General features: G+C 50.7%; 15 protein-coding genes. 1 reads left to right on the plus strand and 14 read right to left on the minus strand.

The genetic code is table 11. The features are described 5' to 3' along the window. Positions 1 to 3 precede the first annotated feature (3 nt). The 8 genes from ACTJJS_RS30400 to ACTJJS_RS30435 form a co-directional block, all read right to left on the minus strand. Positions 4 to 1,797, minus strand: coding sequence for a hypothetical protein (locus tag ACTJJS_RS30400; RefSeq protein WP_440667500.1), 1,794 nt, complete (start codon positions 1,795 to 1,797; stop codon positions 4 to 6). A gap of 188 nt (positions 1,798 to 1,985) precedes the next feature. Then, positions 1,986 to 2,534, minus strand: a complete 549-nt coding sequence (locus ACTJJS_RS30405) for an alpha/beta hydrolase (RefSeq protein ID WP_440667502.1) — start codon at positions 2,532 to 2,534, stop codon at positions 1,986 to 1,988. Positions 2,535 to 2,618: 84 nt separating this feature from the next. After that, positions 2,619 to 5,096: a glycosyl hydrolase family 95 catalytic domain-containing protein gene (locus ACTJJS_RS30410; protein WP_440667504.1), complete on the minus strand. Its 2,478-nt coding sequence runs from the start codon at positions 5,094 to 5,096 to the stop codon at positions 2,619 to 2,621. A 93-nt stretch (positions 5,097 to 5,189) separates the two neighbouring features. After that, positions 5,190 to 5,921 carry a DUF481 domain-containing protein gene (locus ACTJJS_RS30415; protein ID WP_168873941.1) on the minus strand — a complete coding sequence of 244 codons (732 nt, stop codon included), beginning with the start codon at positions 5,919 to 5,921 and terminating at the stop codon, positions 5,190 to 5,192. Positions 5,922 to 5,994: 73 nt separating this feature from the next. Further along, entirely contained in the window at positions 5,995 to 8,199 is a 2,205-nt protein-coding gene (locus ACTJJS_RS30420; RefSeq protein WP_440667507.1) for a GDSL-type esterase/lipase family protein, read from the minus strand. Between the two features lie 80 nt (positions 8,200 to 8,279). Next, positions 8,280 to 8,930: a response regulator gene (locus tag ACTJJS_RS30425; protein WP_168873939.1), complete on the minus strand. Its 651-nt coding sequence runs from the start codon at positions 8,928 to 8,930 to the stop codon at positions 8,280 to 8,282. A gap of 140 nt (positions 8,931 to 9,070) precedes the next feature. Further along, the gene (locus ACTJJS_RS30430) at positions 9,071 to 9,841 is read right to left on the minus strand and encodes a class I SAM-dependent methyltransferase (RefSeq protein WP_440667508.1); all 771 of its coding nucleotides are present in this window, start codon (positions 9,839 to 9,841) and stop codon (positions 9,071 to 9,073) included. Positions 9,842 to 9,924: 83 nt separating this feature from the next. Then, positions 9,925 to 10,404 carry a DUF4920 domain-containing protein gene (locus ACTJJS_RS30435; protein WP_440667509.1) on the minus strand — a complete coding sequence of 160 codons (480 nt, stop codon included), beginning with the start codon at positions 10,402 to 10,404 and terminating at the stop codon, positions 9,925 to 9,927. Positions 10,405 to 10,636: 232 nt separating this feature from the next. On the opposite strand from ACTJJS_RS30435, the gene ACTJJS_RS30440 reads away from it, so the two are divergent. Beyond that, positions 10,637 to 11,395, plus strand: a complete 759-nt coding sequence (locus ACTJJS_RS30440) for an SDR family NAD(P)-dependent oxidoreductase (protein WP_440667511.1) — start codon at positions 10,637 to 10,639, stop codon at positions 11,393 to 11,395. A gap of 68 nt (positions 11,396 to 11,463) precedes the next feature. Here ACTJJS_RS30440 and ACTJJS_RS30445 read toward each other — a convergent pair whose 3' ends face one another. The 6 genes from ACTJJS_RS30445 to catB form a co-directional block, all read right to left on the minus strand. Then, positions 11,464 to 12,207 carry a GNAT family N-acetyltransferase gene (locus tag ACTJJS_RS30445; protein ID WP_440667512.1) on the minus strand — a complete coding sequence of 248 codons (744 nt, stop codon included), beginning with the start codon at positions 12,205 to 12,207 and terminating at the stop codon, positions 11,464 to 11,466. Between the two features lie 86 nt (positions 12,208 to 12,293). Beyond that, positions 12,294 to 14,171 (minus strand): hypothetical protein, encoded by a 1,878-nt coding sequence (locus ACTJJS_RS30450; RefSeq protein WP_440667514.1) that lies wholly within the window; start codon positions 14,169 to 14,171, stop codon positions 12,294 to 12,296. After that, positions 14,168 to 15,727 (minus strand): NAD(P)/FAD-dependent oxidoreductase, encoded by a 1,560-nt coding sequence (locus ACTJJS_RS30455; RefSeq protein ID WP_440667515.1) that lies wholly within the window; start codon positions 15,725 to 15,727, stop codon positions 14,168 to 14,170. The genes ACTJJS_RS30450 and ACTJJS_RS30455 overlap by 4 nt, the downstream gene beginning before the upstream one ends. A gap of 303 nt (positions 15,728 to 16,030) precedes the next feature. Continuing rightward, positions 16,031 to 16,705, minus strand: coding sequence for a DUF6882 domain-containing protein (locus tag ACTJJS_RS30460; RefSeq protein ID WP_440667517.1), 675 nt, complete (start codon positions 16,703 to 16,705; stop codon positions 16,031 to 16,033). A 79-nt stretch (positions 16,706 to 16,784) separates the two neighbouring features. Further along, positions 16,785 to 17,294 carry a DinB family protein gene (locus ACTJJS_RS30465; RefSeq protein ID WP_343746078.1) on the minus strand — a complete coding sequence of 170 codons (510 nt, stop codon included), beginning with the start codon at positions 17,292 to 17,294 and terminating at the stop codon, positions 16,785 to 16,787. A gap of 5 nt (positions 17,295 to 17,299) precedes the next feature. Beyond that, a complete protein-coding gene (gene catB / locus ACTJJS_RS30470) occupies positions 17,300 to 17,923 on the minus strand; it encodes a type B chloramphenicol O-acetyltransferase (RefSeq protein ID WP_440667519.1) in 624 nt (207 codons plus the stop codon). Between the last annotated feature and the right edge of the window lie 62 nt (positions 17,924 to 17,985).

Genomic DNA, 17,985 nt, shown 5'->3' on the forward strand with positions numbered 1-17,985 from the left:
TTATCAAAATGAATAGGTATAGTTAAGCGTGCTGGTCAACTCATTATATCCCGGTTGCGTGCCACTGGCGCTGCGCAGCAGCCACATGACAGATGCCCCGACGTTGTGCGTCCTTTTGTTGTTCAACAGTCTTCGCTTACTGTCCGTGCCCACAGCATCGTTTTGGGCTTTAGGTTTGGGAGAATAGTTGACCGTCAGCCCGGTGTTGAACACGCTGCTGTTGCTGTTGGTGGTTACGCCGGTACTTTGGGAAGAAGCCTGCGTAATGTTATAGGTAGCGGTAACGCCTGTACGAAGGGTTTTATCCAGGTATTGTTTATTGGCGCTTACACTGGGTCCCATGAAGGTGGTGTTCAGTCCGGCGGCCGTATTGCGGTAAAAGTTTAATGCGCCGCTGAGCGACAACGCCTGTGGTTGCAGGCTGTAGGAATAGCTCAGGTTAGACGTAAAAAATTTGCTGAGGTTTTCAGCAGCATCTTTAGCGGTGCTTTTATCGCTGGCATATTGATAGGATGAGTTCAGGGAGATGGAATGCTGCACCTGTTTAGTACCGGTGCGGTACATGATCATCCCGTTATAGCTGTTGTTGACCTGATAAAAATCCAGTGTGTCCAGCGGATTGGTGAAGTAAGGATCTATCAGCGGCCGTACGCGGGTGTAATTGCTGAAGTTGGAGTAACCGCCGTTGATGGCCCAATGCTCATTCGGTACAATATTCGCGTTGACATTGGCCACCACCCGTTGTGCGTCGCTGTTTTTGCTGTTGTCAAGGTTATTCACCTGCATACCGGCATTGGCGGCGATGTTCACCTTTCCGCCGAAGAGCTGGAAAGTTGGCGCCACGGTGATGTTTCGCATATCGTTCACTACGTTGTAAGCCCCCAGGGTGACATAGTCTGGTGCCACCCTTTCATACCGCAGTTGTATGGTGTAGAAATTTCCGGTGTACCCCAGACCGGCCTGTATTGCGTCAAAGTAGCGGGTGCTGCCCGTAGGCGACAGGAATTTGCCAAGGAAGTTGGAAGTGCCTCTGCTGCTGTCGAAGGCGTTCTTTTCAGAACGGGTGTCGCGATTGAGGGCAGACACGGAATACTCCACATCCACGAAAACCCGTTTCAGGAGGTTCTGGCGGACGTTAAAAGCCATGGCCACGTTTTCACGCGGCGTAATGGTGGCGTCGTCCGGGATATAGGGAATAGAAGATGCCTTGTCTTTCGCTTTAAAGAGTGATATGCTATAGGCGTTACCGTTATCTTCATATCCCATCTTCACGCCATAGCCTATACGTTCAAATGCTGCGCGGTTGTAACTCTCAGGGTTCAGCACATCAAAAGGCACTGCTTTCAGCAATTTGCCGTACATGGCCGATGCGCGCCATTTGCCGGGTGTCAGCTCCACCCCTACACCATCGAACATATGGCCGGCCAGCGTGTAGTTGCTGAACTGCATGCTGGTGGTGCCGAAGTAAGCACGTGCCCACTTGTAGGACGGCGCAAAACGAAACTGGTTGAACGGCTGGGAATAGTTGCGGCCCTGGTTACTGTAGCTAAAAGAAAAGGGCATATCATAACCAAACAGGTTGATGTTGAGATTACCGTTAAGGTACCAGGCAAACGGATCACGGCGACTGTCGATGCCGCTGGCCGTGTACGTGGTAGTACTGGCGCTGATGGAGCCACTCATGGTCACTCCTCTTTTTACGCCCAGCTGGTCCAGGGCTTGTGACAGTGCGACAGTAGAAGTTAACAGCAACAACAGGACAGACAATGCTGCCAGGCAACAGTGCTTTTTACACATGGGTATAGGGATAGGGCTTAGTTATTTCCTCTCAAATATATATTTTATTTTAATTTATTAATATTATTTATTTATAAATAAGAGACAAATCTGAAAATCAAAGACTTATCATTATCCTCTTTTTTAGTAAAAAAGGGGGTGTATCACCTTCAATTGGTTGCACTTTTTTTCACGACTGCCTTTATTGTTTACAGTTTTTCGATATCGGTCGCTACTAATGACAGATCATTATTAAACTGATGTCCTCCAACTGGCAGTTCACGAAAAACCGCCCATGGTAAGTGTTGTTGATAGCGTTTGAAGTGGTCAAATGGCACCACCTCATCATCCTTGCATTGATAAAAGAAAACAGGAAGTTCTTTAGGCAGTTTATTGGCAAAATGTTGCTGTAGCTTAAGCGGTTGTACCCAGTCCTCAGTACCGCTCCAGAATGGCGGAGCAACCAGGAAAAGTCCGGCGATGCTCTTTGGGGCACTGTTTTCAGAAAGATATTTCAATAGCATGGAAGCCCCGAGTGAATGTCCTGCTAAAATAAGTTCTTTCCTGGCGGCAATCTGGTTGCCAATCTGCTGCAACCATTGCGGTGCAAAATCAGGCGCAGTTTCATCCGGAAGCATCTGTGGGTAGTGTACAATGTAATTACGTCCCAATGCAGTTTGCAGGGAAGCCACCAGTGGTTTGTCTGCTTTGTAGCCTCCGTTACCTCCACCTTGTATGAATAACACATCTTTTTCCATGTTCAATGTATTTTGATTGTTTGGAAATTATTTGATGTAGTTGATGGGGCTGTTGTGCAATGGAGTGACCGTTACACTTTCGTACTACCGTTCCCGTTGCAAGGTCACCTCCTCTCCTTTTGCAGTGGCAAAAGACAGCAGTTCACCTTTCAGCACCTGTGTCTTTTTACCCTGGCGGTACAGCGCCACGGCGCCTTTCCAGGGGTTGCGTATTTTACAAACTCCTCCCTGTGTAGCTTCCAGTTTCACAAAAGGGATATTGCCCTGCTTCATGACGCTGGTCACAACAAAGCCTCCCCGGCACAACAGGGCATACTGCGCGTCCCATGATCGGGGCCAGGCCGGGAACACATGAATCACGTTTTCCTGTCCCGGGCCTGCGGGCACACTCTGGCACAATGCCAGCTGCAGCGCTTCTGCGGCCCTTCCCAGCCGTTGCACGTTCGTTGTCTGATAACCCTCGCTCAGGTCCATACGATTGGCCAGCACCGCTTCATTTTTACGGCGGCGCAACTGGTTAGGCACCAGATACTGCACCGCTTCCGGCCTTCCTAGCAAAGCCCCTGTGGCTGGCAGTTTGGAGAGCACATAGATGCCCACCGTACTGTCGATGCCGTTATCAAAATAGGTATTGTACGTGTCATTCCCGGTTTGCTGTATATCATGGTCGCTTTCAAGGGTGCAGAGGTCGAAGAACCACACCGGCATAGTGTTGCCATCCGGATGCCACGACGGATTGCCCTGCAGCACCGGTAGCAGGGAACGGCTCCAGGTGGTTTTACCGTTCTCCTTCACCTGGGGCAACGGTGATAAATGGTCCAGGAACTCCTGCCATACGGGCAGCATGTCGTTGTCTGTTTGCAACAGCCGTGCGGCTTTGATCACCACCGGAAAAATACCGCGCATGGCGGATATCTCTTCCACCGTATTATGCCCGTCCCATATGGATTCGTTATCATTGATATGATAGATATGGTACCGGCCATCTTTTTCCTTCCGGACGTTGGGGAAATTGCGGTAAAATTCCGCTACGCCTTTCAGCATAGGGTACGCCCGCTGACGCAACCAGGCGGTGTCTTGCGTATACTCATAGCGCAACCAGTACTGGTAGGCTATTTTAGCGCCACGGGAAAAGATGTGGCTCACATGTCCGAACGTACTGTTGCTTTTACTGCCGGTATGCCAACGGCCGTTCTTCCAGCCTTCATCCTTTTTCCAGTTCCAACGGCTCAGGAACGGCATCTGCGTATAGGCGTAATCTTTAAAGGTCTGAGAACGTTGCTCCCAGGGCTTTCTGACCAGGTAAAGATCTCTCATTTCGCCGGCTATGCTGTCCGGTAATGCGGGCGTATTGTCAAAGCCAGTCGTTTCCGGGATATAAATACCTTTGCTGCCCCATTGTTGCCGCGCGGCCAGCGCATAGGAATCATAAGCCCTGCTATACATGTCAAACATAGGGTCCAGCAGTTCGGTGTGGTTGGTCTGGAACAAAGCGTTGTACAGGCAACTTTGATTAGCGCCCCAGTACAGGTGGCCCCATTTCCGCTCGTCGCCGTTGGTAGACCATAACATGCCGTTGAATTTAACCGGGTACTTACCACGGGAACTGCTGCCCATGATATACAGGTACCAGGCGTAATGCTGTGCTACATAATCCGCCTGTCCGTCGTCGCTGTGCAGCTGTATATAGGAACGCTGCCAGAATTTCCGCCACCAGTCACGGTTATCATTTAATAATGCTGCAAAGCCCTTTTTCCGCGCCGCTTCCAGTTTCCCTATTGCGGTCTTCACCACATCTTCTGAAGAGTCAAAGCTGGCCGCAGTAGCGCTATATATGGTAAAATCCGGACCACCGGGCAACGTTCTCAGTCTGACGGACGTGGCAGTGTTCTGCTCCGCCTCCACCGGCCGGCCACTGACAGCCGCCACCAATGCGCTGCTGCAGTAATAACCATCTTCCCGGAATTCCTGTGTGAGTATGATATAATCTCCTTCCTGCCGCAGTCTGGACGTTGCCACATGGCTTCCGGTACGGGCAACGGGCATACGCAGCATGCGCAGTTCCGTCGTCACCGGCAGCGACGTGGTGCGCCGGTCGCTGATCTCCAGTGCCAGCACATCTTCCCGCTCCCATATCAGCCCGCGGGCAGACACGTTCCGCCCGGAAATTGTACTCAGTCCTTCATAACAGGATAAATGCTGGTGAAATGCCGGCGCCGAAAACACGTCCTGCCCGAAGTCCACGTCCATGTAACCAGTACCGCCGCAATAGTCTGTGTTTCTTTCAAAAAAGCTGTTGGAGGCAGAGCTGTTGCCGAATACATCTACCCGGTTCAACTGAAACTTAAGAGAGGAAGGCACAGTCCATACCAGCGTGCCCATACGGCCGTTGCCCAGCGGCATCCCTTCTTCGGAGCGCAGCACCGGCCTGGCGTAGTCCAGGTCCGCAGCACCGGCGATAGCAGCATAATTAACGGTAACAGTGTCTTTGTTGCCCGTATAGGCATACAGGTGAGTAACGGCGCACAGGCCGGTACATAACATGGAAATAAGGTGTTTCATACAGCCGGGTATTTACAGAACAACTCCAAGATATTCCCATTACCGGTATATTGTTGATAGCAAATTGCTGAAGGATGCTGGTATTTTAGCCTGCTAGAAATACTTCTCAAAAGTGACGCCGTAGTTGAACAACAGGTTTTCCCTGTCGGTACGGTTCAGTTTATTGTATGTCATCGCGGCGGTGAGGCTCAGCCAGCTGCGTAGTTTGATAGACATGCTGTTCACACACCGGATCATATAGTCGTCCCCGTGCATCAGTGAATTCTGAAAATAGTTGCTGCCTTCAAACACGATCATATTGCGGATGGTCCATTTATACTGTACCCGGAAGGAGTTACGCACGGTACTGTAGATATCCTGAATGGTGTCATGCAGGAACAGGTCGCTGTTTTCAAACAGCAACCCGTCCGTAATATTCAGTATGGCATTGGGACGGCGTATCAGGTCATAACCAACCCCTACGCCGCCCTGGAAGCGGTTATTGATCTTCAGGGAATAACTTCTGTCGTAGTTGGCCAATCCCCAGTAATAAATCTGGGCCGTATCGGTATACAGGTTAAAATCCACTGCTGCCGCTACGTCATTGTTGGTCAGCGATGCATTGTTTTTACCGTACACATAACTGGCCCCGGCATTGAGCGAGACCTTTTTCTTACTGACTTTAAAGCCGAAGTTATTATTCAACAAATAAGAGTTACCATCGTTGGTGCGGTTAATAGACCCTGTTGAAGCATATTTCACCAGGTAGTGTGTGGAATCACTAAACTGCGCAAAACCGGTATAACCATACAGCAGGACAACAATCAGGGTAACTATTCTCTTCATAATCAATTTCTTAATATGTTAGCGGTGGTTTATGCCGCAACAATTAACGTGCCCGAAGTTGTCGTGTATGCCATTAAAACACTTCCTGTTTTAGTGCTTCTGCCCAGATCTGGTAGCCTTTCTCTGTCGGATGAACAAAATCATACATGATTTCCTTCAGCAGGACTCCGTCCGGCGTCAGCATTTTCGGGCCGATGTCCACAAGACGGATATTTTCTTTTGCCGCAAATGCTGCCAACAACCGGTTGGTTTCATTGATGACCGCCCTGCGGGGATGATCGGGCTTTTGCTCACGCGGGAAAATCGCCATCAGCACAATTTTAGCCTGAGGCACTTTGGAACGGATGCGGCCACAGACTGCGGCAATGCCCTCCACAATTTCCGCCGGCGTATTGGCGCGGGCGTTATTGGTCTGACTGGTGTTGTTGGTACCGATCAACAGCACCACGGTGCGGGGATGCAGCCCGTCCAGCTGCCCATGGTCCAGCCGCCACAATACGTTCTGTGTCCGGTCCCACCCAAAACCCAGGTTCAGTACCCGATGGCTGCCATACAATGCTGCCCAGGCTTCGGGGCCATTGGCTTTACGCAGCTGCCCGTCGGCGCTCCTCAGTAAGGGATAGCCGCCAAAAAAATGGGTGATGGAATTGCCGATCATGACAATTTCAGGATCGATGGAATCCTTTATGCGTAACACTTCCGTATGCCTGGCCCACCAGTCGTAGCTGTCATTTTCCAGTTTTGGGACGGGGATAATGGCCGTATTCGCCGGCAAGGCGGTGTCCCGGCTGTGATCATTCATCAGTTGTGACAACAGCGGTTCCATGGCTTTGGCCCAGGCCAGGGCGCCGGCCGGGCTGGGATGCAGCCAGTCGGGCATCTGGTCCTGCCGGATAGTGCCATCGAGGTTAAGGAACACATGGTTTACATCGCAATAAAATATATGCTGGTTGTCTGCCAGTTTGGACACCAGTTCAGATGCCCTGTCCAGTATCATCCGGTGCGACGTGGGATTAGGCCCGTCATAGCTGCCTGGGAAACAACGCAGCAGGATGATCTTTGTATCAGGTAATTTTTCGCGCAGCAGTTGCACGATAGCCTTGATACCGCCTGCCAGCTGGCCGGCGGTATGACGCACCGGGTAATTTTTTTCATCGATATTGTTGGTGCCTATTTCCAGCGTCACCACTTTCGGCGACTGTCCTTTCAGCTCACCGTGTTCAAGGTTCCAGAGGATATTCTCTGTCCGATAGCCGCTAAAGCCCAGGTTCAGCGCTTTGCGGGGCGCAAAGAACTGGTTCCATACCGGTTGATAGGCTGCCTTTTCAAAGTTATGGGTAATGGAGTTGCCGATCATGATCAGGTCATACTGTTGGGAGGCGACTTCCTTCAACTTCTGGTCGTGACGTTTACGGTTGTCCCCTTCTGTGGGCACAGCAGCCGTGTTCACACCGGATGACAGGGTGTCCTGCTTTTCCAGGAAGGCCTGTAACAATACCGGCCAATTTGCCGCAGCGCCGCGCAATGGCTTCTCCATGCCGAAGCCGTGGCCACCGTCGGGCAGCAGTTCATAACGGCCTTTACCGTCATAGCCTTTCCAGACCTTGCCATATTGTATGCAGCTGTTGACCCACTCCTGGTTGTCATCTTTGGCGATAAGGGTAAAGAGCCGGGAGTGCAGCACCGGCGGTGGTAACACTGCCGGATATACGGAGCCGGGACGCGTTTCGTGGAGATAGGCCGGATATATCAGCAGGAGGTTATGTGGCTGGGCTGCCGATGGCAGCTGTTGCATGGCGCTGGCGGCCAGATGCCCGCCGGCGGAATATCCCATCATGCTCAGTGTTTTATTGTGCAGCCCCAGTTTACCGGCTTTGTCCTGCAACAGCTGCCAGGCTTTCAGGGCGTCTGCCAGCGCGAGCCTGCGGGTATCCGGGCCTGCCGCCACGCGGTACTCCAGCATGGCCACATCGTATCCGAGTTTATTGAGAAAGGCGGCAGTCATGCTACCTTCCGACTTAACGGCCAGCACCTCGTATCCGCCGCCGGGAAACAGTAACACCGTGCCTTTCGCCGGTCTGTGGCTGGCGGGAAACAACTGTAGTAATGGCTGCCTGACGAGATGGACAAGGTCGTCTTTTTCTACAGGGTTGCCTTTCTGCAAAGGCGCGCCTTCCAGCGATACATAACGTTGGGCCCATGTTGCAGCGGGTAGACATAATAGCAGGAATACTGCTATACACCGGGAGTATCCGGATAAAAATGGAAAGTTCTTCATACGTAGCATTCAGCGCGTACAAAGTAGAAAAAAAATTCTGTTATGCATACTGCCGAATAAACAGAAGAAAGGGGCACGGGTCAATACCCGGTGATCATTTTATGCTGAACAGCGGCCATGATAAGTTCCGCCACATTTTTCACATCAAATTTCTGTAACAGGTTACGGCGGTGCGTTTCGATGGTCAACGGGCTAACATTCAGCTCCTGCGCCATCACAGGCGTGGTTTTGCCCTGTGACACCAATTGCAATATCTGTTTTTCCCGTTTGGTCAATGCAGGCACCTGTTTGAATTCATGTTGTGAAGGACGGGTAATAATTTCCTTTACTTCCCTGCTGAAAGCGATCTCTCCTTTCAGCGCCTCTTTCAGGCAGTTGAGCAACTCCGTGGAGGAGACATTCTTTACAAGGTAGCCGCTGGCCCCATTCTGTAGTATCTGGAGAATGATACTGCGTTCGGTATGGTTGCTTAACGCCAGCACGACTGTTTCCGGAGACAGCTTTTTTATATCCCGGCAAAGGTCCATTCCACTGGTGTCCGGCAGCATGATGTCCAGCAATACCAGGTCCACTCTGTTGTGTTGTAAAAAGTCCATGAAGTCTTTGCCACGCGTAAAGCTGCCTGCAATGGATATCTGCGGTTCTTCTTTCAGGAGGGTCCTTAATCCTTCGATCACGATAGGATGGTCATCAACAATGGCGAGGACGATATTGTCATTCATCAGCGACATGGGCACTACAGTTTCTGTAAAAATGCTACAATATCCTTACATGAAGAAGGGTCAGCACCAAAAATACCGGGAAACCAGTAGATAAAAAGATAACGGCCCCCGGTGTTACCGGCGGGCCGTTATTATCATGATCAGCCCTGTTAAAGGCTGGCTTGTACGTCTTTCAGCTTCATGGTCATGGACTGCGCCGACTGGAGCGTCCAGGCATCATATTCTTCGATGGCCTGTAGTCTTTCAGCTTCGGAGATGAACCCGTGTTCCACCACCTGCGGGCCTCTCAGCTCCGCCACTTTTGACCAGATGGCCGCCTTATTGGTGAAGCCGGCTTCCGCCCTGCTGTACTTTTCATCTGCGTTATAGGACCTGATATTGCGGTAACCTGCTTTTTCAAAAAGTGCCGGCAGATTGTCCGCTATTTTGTTGTCCATTCCCGCATCTGCGCGCCACCGGAGGAAGGCATCATAGAAGCGCTGCATACTGGCCGGCGGGGCGGGGTCCCATTCCAGTTTTGTATGGTTATAGTCCAGGATAGACACGTAACCGCCGGGCACCAGCAATTCGCGGAAGCGCAGCAGCGCCGCCAGCGGATCATTCAGCCATTGTAATACCCGTGCTGAAACAATCACATCATATTTTCTGTGGGGCTGCCAGGTGTACAGGTCAGCGGTGAGCAGTTGCAGGTTGGCCACATCTTTTTGATCTTCCAGTCCTTTAGCGATCAGGTGTTCGCTGGCGTCGATACCGGTAGCGCTTCCGTGTTCTCCTACAATGTCTGCAATGCCGGCAGTGATAGCGCCGGTACCGCAACCTACGTCCAGTACATGCATACCGGGTTTCAACAATGGCAGCAATGTCGCGTAACTGGTTTGTAATGTTCTGTCGTCCAGGATAATGGACGTTCCTTTTGGCATGGTAGCCCTTTTTGAGGCTTTGTCCTGCATATAGCTATTTTGATTTTTATTCCACCACCGGTATATACCACCGGCGGTTGTTCTTATTCCACTACCCGTATGCCGCTGGCCGTATATCTTATTTCCCTTTTGGGCGCGGTAATGGCGTCGATCTCCTGTTGCGGCTTCCTGGCGTCTTTGGCATAGTGTTGTAATTCTTCCACTGAAGTAATATGCTGGTAGGCCTCGCCGTCCAGCACAATGGTTTTTCCTTTGATATCGAGCGGAACAAAGAAGGCATACTCTTTCATCTTCACAAACGCCGTGGTGCTGTCATTTACTTTCAGTTGCATCCAGCATCCTTTTTTAGGACATACGTCCAGCACCTGTGCTTTTATTTTCACTGCAACTTTACCAGTGTCGTTATTCAACAGGGAAGGGAGTTTGGACGCATCTACAGCGCCGGCTGCCGTAGTACCGGCGCCATAAGTGGTATTGAGGGTCGCTTTTCCTTTCGGGGGTTGTGCTGTCGCAGCCAGACCGGCTGTCATTAACAGTGCGCACAACATTACTTTGTATTTCATGTTCAAATAGGTTTTGTACTAAGATAAGAAAGAACTATTGACAATTACCATAGACTATTATTCCCATATCTTACAAAAACGTTAAAACTCCGGTAAACTGCCCTGTGCCCCTGGCATTATGTTGTATATTTGCCTCATCGGAAACTACCCCGCGGGCTTATTTACCTCCTACACACTGCTATTCCTGTTGTTGTTATTTGTCGAGATGGTATTATCTTAAAAATATATTGTCATGAAACGATTGGAAAACAAAGTAGCCCTTATCACGGGCGGAGCAGGAAGCATCGGCCAGACGACCGCAAAATTATTCATTGAAGAAGGTGCCAAGGTAATACTGGTAGACCTTGACGAATCCGCTTTACAAAAAGTGGTATCCGGGCTGGGCCCTGATGCTGCCTATATTACAGCTGATGTTACCGTGGCCGCCGAGGTGGAGCGATATGCCAGGGAAGCCGTCAAAAAGTTCGGAAAGATTGATATTTTCTTTAACAACGCTGGTATTGAAGGCGTAGTAAAACCCATTACCGAGTTCCCTGAGGACGTATTTGACAAGGTGATGGCCGTAAATGTCAAAGGTGTTTTCCTGGGCTGTAAATATGTGCTGCCGCAAATGAACGAAGGTGCCAGTATGATCATCACTTCTTCTGTGGCCGGTCTTGGCGCATCGCCTAACTTCGTGGCTTATACGACCAGCAAGCATGCCACCCTTGGCATTATGAAGACAGCCGCGTTGGAAGCCGCCCCCCGTAAGATACGTGTTAACAGCATACACCCGTCACCGGTAGACAACCGGATGATGCGCTCCATTGAAGAGGGCTATGAGCCTGGCAAAGGCGAAGAGATGCATAAAATGTTTGCTGCCGGTATTCCGCTGGGGCGCTATGCCCAACCGCTGGAAATTGCCAAGCTGGTGCTGTTCCTCGGATCTGACGACAGCCAGTTTATATCCGGTGCCCAGTATGTGATCGACGGTGGTTCTTCCGCCAGATAATTGTCTTACTAACCCATTCAGATAACGGCTTCCCTCAGACGGGGGAAGCCTTCTTCTTATTATTGGTTTTATATAGTATGTGCGTAAGTGATCACCTCTTTCACCGGTTCAAAGCCAAGGCGGGTATAAATGGGCAGCCCCGCTTTGGAAGCGTGCAGCACGCAGTAACGCCTGCCGTCTTCCACACATTCCTGTAGTAACCGCGTTGTCATCGCAGCAGCCAGGCCTTTGCCCCTGAATTCCGGCAGCGTACCGATAAAATGCAGACCGGCATTGCCGGCTTCATCATAGTATATCAGCCCGCTGCATGCCGGAGCGCCATCAACCGTACCGGTAAAGACTTTGATTTTATTTTCCTGTCCAAGCAAACGGGCCACCACGGCGCCGTCTACACGATAATTAAAAGAGCCTGCTGCAATAGTGGCGAAGGAGTAAGCATCCGCTTCACTTTCCGCCAACCGGAAAACGATCTTGTCAGAACACGCTCCCGGCGGGTTTTCCCGCAAATAAATGATCATGCCCTGCAATGTCATTTTAGGCTGAAAGCCTGCTGCGGCCAGCTGTGGTCCGAAAGCTTCCGCTACAGATGCGGTAAAGGTGACAGCATCGGGCAACAGCCCCGCTTTGATTTGAGTGGATATTTCCGTCAGTGCCGTTGTATTTTGTACATCGAATACACGCCTCGGCCAGTCAGACCCTTCCGGCATGATGGCTTTATAGAAAGGCGCCGTAGTGAGCAGTCCCGCCCGCTCCCCTACGTACGCCCAATGTTCAAACAGGTTTCCGATAATATGTTTTTCTTCTTGTTCCATTTCTCCAGATAAGACTACAAAAATAGCAGTCTCTCCAATGCAAGTAGTAGTCCAGTATTAAACGGACCGGTAGTCCAGTTCACTGGCTACTTACAATATGTTTTCAGTAATTGAGGCGCCTGCTGCGAACCTAATATCGCGGCCTGTTGCAGGTCCTGACAGGCTTTGGGACGGTCATTCAGCATCAGCCAGCTGACCCCGCGGCCCAGATACACGTCCGGTTCCGCGGGTTTCAGCGCCAGCGCGGCGGTAAAATCAGCTATTGACTGTGCCACGTCCTTCTTCCTGTCACGCTCATACACGCCTTTGAAATACAACAGCCGTTCGTCTTTCGGATATGCCTGCATCAGCGAGGCGAAGAAATGGTCATTGTCCGCAGGCCGCGGCCACAACTTCACGAACAACACTGCCAGGGCTTCTCTCTCACGGTTCTGTATGACATACACGGGCGCAAAAGTGCTGTCATTCAGGAAGACGTTGACCGGCATATTCGTATAGTTTTCACCGGTATAGTGCGATTCCCAGATGACCAGTTGCCCAGGCTGCATCGCCGCTTTGCCGGCGGCCGATATGCTACCGGTGTGCGCGGTGTCATTAGGATGGCGCCCGGCAGCCCAGAAATACCACGGATGGTTGCAGTACACTTTCTGCTGTCGCAACGGCCCCTTCCCCACAAAGGCGGTCATGCCGTTCATGCCCCATCGTTCCTGGTTACCATGACTGTCAGGATTTTCGTAGTACAGCGTAAACAACACCTGCCACACCAACAACGCGGCGGCTATGCCATACGGGGGTTTTCTCTTTTTGGAGAACACCGGCAAAACAGCCAGCAGACAGCATACCACCAATGCTTTAAATATCGTATAGTCTTTCTTGTCAGGGTTGTATGTCTGCCGCAAATGCAATTCGTTCGTAAAACTCAGCCACGCCACAAGCAGGATAAACACTACGAATACCCATAACTCTTTGCGGTCGCGGGGCCTCGCCGGCTTAACATTCTTTTTGGTAACGGCAGGCGCTGTAAACATGTCCCACCAATAGTTAAAACCATACACGCAGATCACGGCTGCAAAAGGCGCCAGTGTGATCAGGTTGCGCAAGGCGCCGCCCGACTGTCCCAGGTCCATATACACAGCGAAAATGACATAGATCAGAAATCCAACGGTAAACTGCAACACAATAAAATAATCGGCCAGCATCTTCTTTAAATGCTCCAGGTATCCCCAGAGAAAAAAGAAAAAAGCCACCGGGCCAAGTACGTACACATACTTGCCAATATGATGGGTGAGACTGACATGCCCATAACGGTTCTTCTTCTCACCGCTGGACAGCATTTCCTGCACCAGCGCCAATGGTTGGCCGGTATATATGAACAGTCCCAGGCCCCAGGCCGCCAGGCCGGCGCCCAGCAAAGGAATATACCGGTACATCCGCTGCTGCAACAAAGGGAACAACCAGAAAGGCAGGAACAGCACACCTTCAGGACGGGCCAGCGGCAGCAGTCCTCCTACCAGCGCAAACCAGCCAAACTGTTTGCGGTATAAAAAGTAAATACCCAAGCAGACTAAAAAAGAGGCCAGCGGCTCTGTCATCGCATCTCTGGAAATACCAAACAAAAATGTCTGGAATAATAAGAAAACCATGACTACCAGGGCATGTGGCATGCCTTTATGTTTGAGCGCCCTGTACAGTAAAATACCTGATCCTGCTGTCAGCAATACCATCGTTACCACCACACCCATCCTTCCGAAAAGCTGCACCGGCAAATAAAACAACACCACAAACAAGGGCCTGTTCCAGGAGGAAAGAAATTCTTTCGGATGTTTACCGGCGTCCTGCACGTTCAGAAAGCGGCTGATGGCGTCATCGTCCCAGGTGTAATTGGAGAGCTGCGACCATATCAGCGAAACGAGCACAAATACCAGCGCGCAGATCAGATAATCGTATTGTTTCCATTTTTTCATACTGCCTGTTTTTCTTCGTGATATTCCTGTTCTGTATTGATGTCCCAGATGTTGTCCCGGCTGGTGACGCCTTGGATGATGTTGTCTACCGCTGTCATGGCGGTCAGCATAGAGTGATCTGCATTATTGTATTTATGCATGCCGTTGCGGCCCACAAGGAACAAGTTACGGACAGTGTCTGTATATTCCCGCAGCTCATCAAACTGCTGGTAGGTGCCAAAATAAGCGGGATAGGTTTTCTTCATGCGCACGATGGTGCTGTCTCTCACATGCTCCCGCCGGATGATGCCGATTTTATGGAGCTCATCGATACCAAAGTTAATAAAGCGCTGGTCTTCCATGGCCCACAATTCATCGCCTTCGTTGCAGAAGTATTCCAGCCCTATCCATACGCGGTCCGGATCACTGACCATAAAGGGGCTCCAGTTATTGAAGATCTGCAACCGTCCCACTTTGACATCGTTTTCCTGTATATAGATCCAGTTGTCTTTGATCAGGCCGTGTTGCTGTTCTATCACCAATTTATCGAGCAGGAGCCCTATCGTCACAAAGTCGCGGTATTCCAGGCCAGCGGCGATATCGCGCACGCGCTGTGGCACAGGGCCTTTCATGGCGGCCACCAGGTCTTTCACCGGCATGGTGGAGAAGCAGTAGTCCCCCTCAAACCGTTGTACGGCCGTCTCCACGCCGGTGACACGACCATCTTCCAGGTGGATGCCTTTTACTTCCTGGTGCATGTGTATTTCCCCGCCCATGGCTTTGATGCGTTCCGCCACTTCTTCCCAGAGCTGTCCCGGTCCGTATTTTGGATACAGAAAACGTTCAATCAGGCTGGTTTCTGTTTCTTTCTGATGGATGTCTGCCGGCTTTTTGGGCGCTGCCATTTTTTTCAGGGCATGTTTAATGGTTTTGGACACAGACAGTTTTTTGATCCGTTGATGTCCCCAGGCGGCGTCTATTTCATTACAAGGCTTTCCCCACACTTTCTCCGTGTAGTCTTTGAAGAAAGTTTTATAGAGTACTTTCCCGAAACGTTTGATAAAAAAATCTTCCAGTGTTTTTTCCTGTTTCCGGTAGAAGGCACGGGTATACCCATACGAAACCATGATCCTGCAAAGCCGGAACAGGCCGAGCTTTGAGATGGTGCTTACAGACATGGTGAGCGGGTACAGGAATAGTTTGCGCTGATAATAGATGCGGGACAAGCGGTCGCGGATCAGCATCACCAGGTCGGGATTTTGTGGTGTGTTTTGTTCAGCCGCCACAGAAAGCGTCCGTTCTTTCCGCTGGTAGCTGATACGCACCTGTTCGGCCGGGGTGCCGATAGGCATGATTTGCAGCCACCAGTTCATCACACGGTCTGACTTCGAAAAGAAGCGGTGGCCACCGATGTCTATACGGTTGCCTTTGTAGCGGACGGTTTTGGAAATACCGCCAATATCTCCGGATGCTTCCAGGATAATAGGCTTAATATCTGTACGGGTAAGCAGTTCGTAAGCCGCTGTCAGGCCCGCAGGGCCGGCGCCGATAATAATGGCTGTTTTGTTGTTTGTCATGGCGGAAATAGCTAAGCGGAATCATCACTTTCTTCCAGCACTATTCCTGTTGACAAACGGCAGACATCTCCCTAAAAATTTCACGGTCACCACTAACAGGTACCATGGTAAGAAAAGAAGCCTGACAGCAGCCTTCCAGCATAGTATGGCATAATAAAAAGCACGTTCCATCATCATAAAATATTCGTGATACAGCCTGCGCGGGGCCAGTGTTTGTTAACTAACTGCCACTAATACACGATGATGGAACAATACCCTTATATCAGCATAAAAAAAGTCCGGGAATTTTCCCGGACCTGTATTTTAGGAGAGTTGGCCGTTGAGGCTTGCGAGCCGGTGTAGCTCATCGAACGTGGCTACAATGGTACTGCCGTTGTATGTTGCAGACAATTCCTTTTCTTTCATGATCACGTCAAATGCTTTGGCTTTGAGATAGCTGGCCAGTGCCTGTTGATGGTCCATTTCAAATAAAGAAATCAGCTGTGGAAAAACAGTCAACACCCGTTGCGGGCTGTCGGTGCGCACTTTGTCGACCACTTCACTTTTGATGGTCACCAGCAGTGCGCCGCTGCCATAATCCGCCACATAGTAGGCGCTGGAGCCAAACATACCGGAGGCTATCAGTCCGATATAATGTACATCATTGATGGTACCTTCAAACTGGCCGGTAGTGAACAAAGGCAGCTGATGTTCTTCACCGTAGGCTTTTAGTTGCGCTGCCTGTTGCAAAAGGTTTTCCGGGAGGTCGGACTGGGTATTGGCCCAACCCCAGAGGAAGGTTTCAGACGAATGGGAGAAAGTGCCCATGATCTGGATAGGAAATGTCAGCTGGTCACCGAAGCTGATCACCCCTTCGCTGAGGTCGACGGTCCAGTTGTTATCGCCGATAACGGCTGACAGATCATTCTGTTTATCCAGTGCAATACCGCCGTATTGAGCGATAAGGTCCTTCGCGGACAGGGCTGTTGAATCAGACATGTTACTTCTTTTTTATTGTCAGGTGTCAAGATACGTTATTTGGCAGCTCACCTTCACCGATGGCGCCGTGGAGAAATTTTTAGGCTGATGCCTTCTCCCGGATGCCTGCCAGATGATGGTCATCATGTTCGGCTACAAAATATGCCAGGTCGATAATGCGCATCGGCGTCTTCAAACGTGGGTGCAGCGCGGTTTTATCCAGCTGTGAGTCATCCAGTGCGAGCAGCTTTTTCACCAGCAATGTCCGCTGCTCCCGGAAGCGCTGCAGCAGCTCTGCGAGCGCGGTCGCATTGTGGTTGGCCTGATGCGTACGTTGGTTCGTCAGGTCCGCCACTCGTAACTCCGCCTCCCCGTTGACAAAGTCATCGAACCGGCCGGACCATAATGGTTCCATATCAGAGAGGTGCCCTGCTTCTTCCTTGACAGACCATTGTTCTCCGGATTTATTGACCAGTACCGCTTCCGCCAGGCCGCGGGTCAGCTCCTCCAGGCGGGCGGGCGTGCCCGCGAGGCGTTCAATAATGTCCGGCATCACGCCGTTGTCTGTAATAGCCGGAAATGACCGGTCAAACCATGCTGTCCTTTTCATCGTGACTATGCTTTATGAAAATTATACAATGCTTTGATATCACTGCTGCAAAGCAATGGCATCGCAGCTTTCAGCTTGTCGTCCGGCCAGTTCCACCATTCCATTTCCAACAAACGCGCGATGTCTTCCTCCGCGAAACGTTTCCGTATTTCTTTGCCCGGATTGCCACCCATTACGCTGTAAGGCGCCACATCTTTGGTGATCAGCGCCCTGCTGCCGATGATAGCGCCATGCCCTATTTTCACGCCCGGCATGATCACCGCTTCGGTGCCTATCCACACATCGTTGCCGATCACTGTATCACCCGCCGGCCTGAAACCATCAATACTGCCTTCAAAGGCAGCTACTTCCGGCATATAAAAAAAAGGGAAACTGGATACCCAGTCATGCCGGTGTCCCTGGTTGCCTGCCATGATAAAGGCAGCACCAGTGCCAATAGAACAGTAACTTCCGATAATCAACTTATCTACATCCGTTCTGTCTGGCATCAGGTATTTCGCACAGTCATCAAAAGAATGGCCGTGATAATAACCAGAGTAATAACTATAGGCGCCCACGATAATATTAGGATTGGTAACCTGTTCAGATAATAATTTACCTCGAAAAGGGCTTTCAAAATAATTTTCCATACTGCTCAATTTTAAATCACGAACAGCAAGGTACGATTAGTTGACGAGTCTGCGCGCAAATT

The organism is Chitinophaga sp. 22308, assembly GCF_052045305.1.
GTDB classification, from domain to species: domain Bacteria; phylum Bacteroidota; class Bacteroidia; order Chitinophagales; family Chitinophagaceae; genus Chitinophaga; species Chitinophaga varians_A.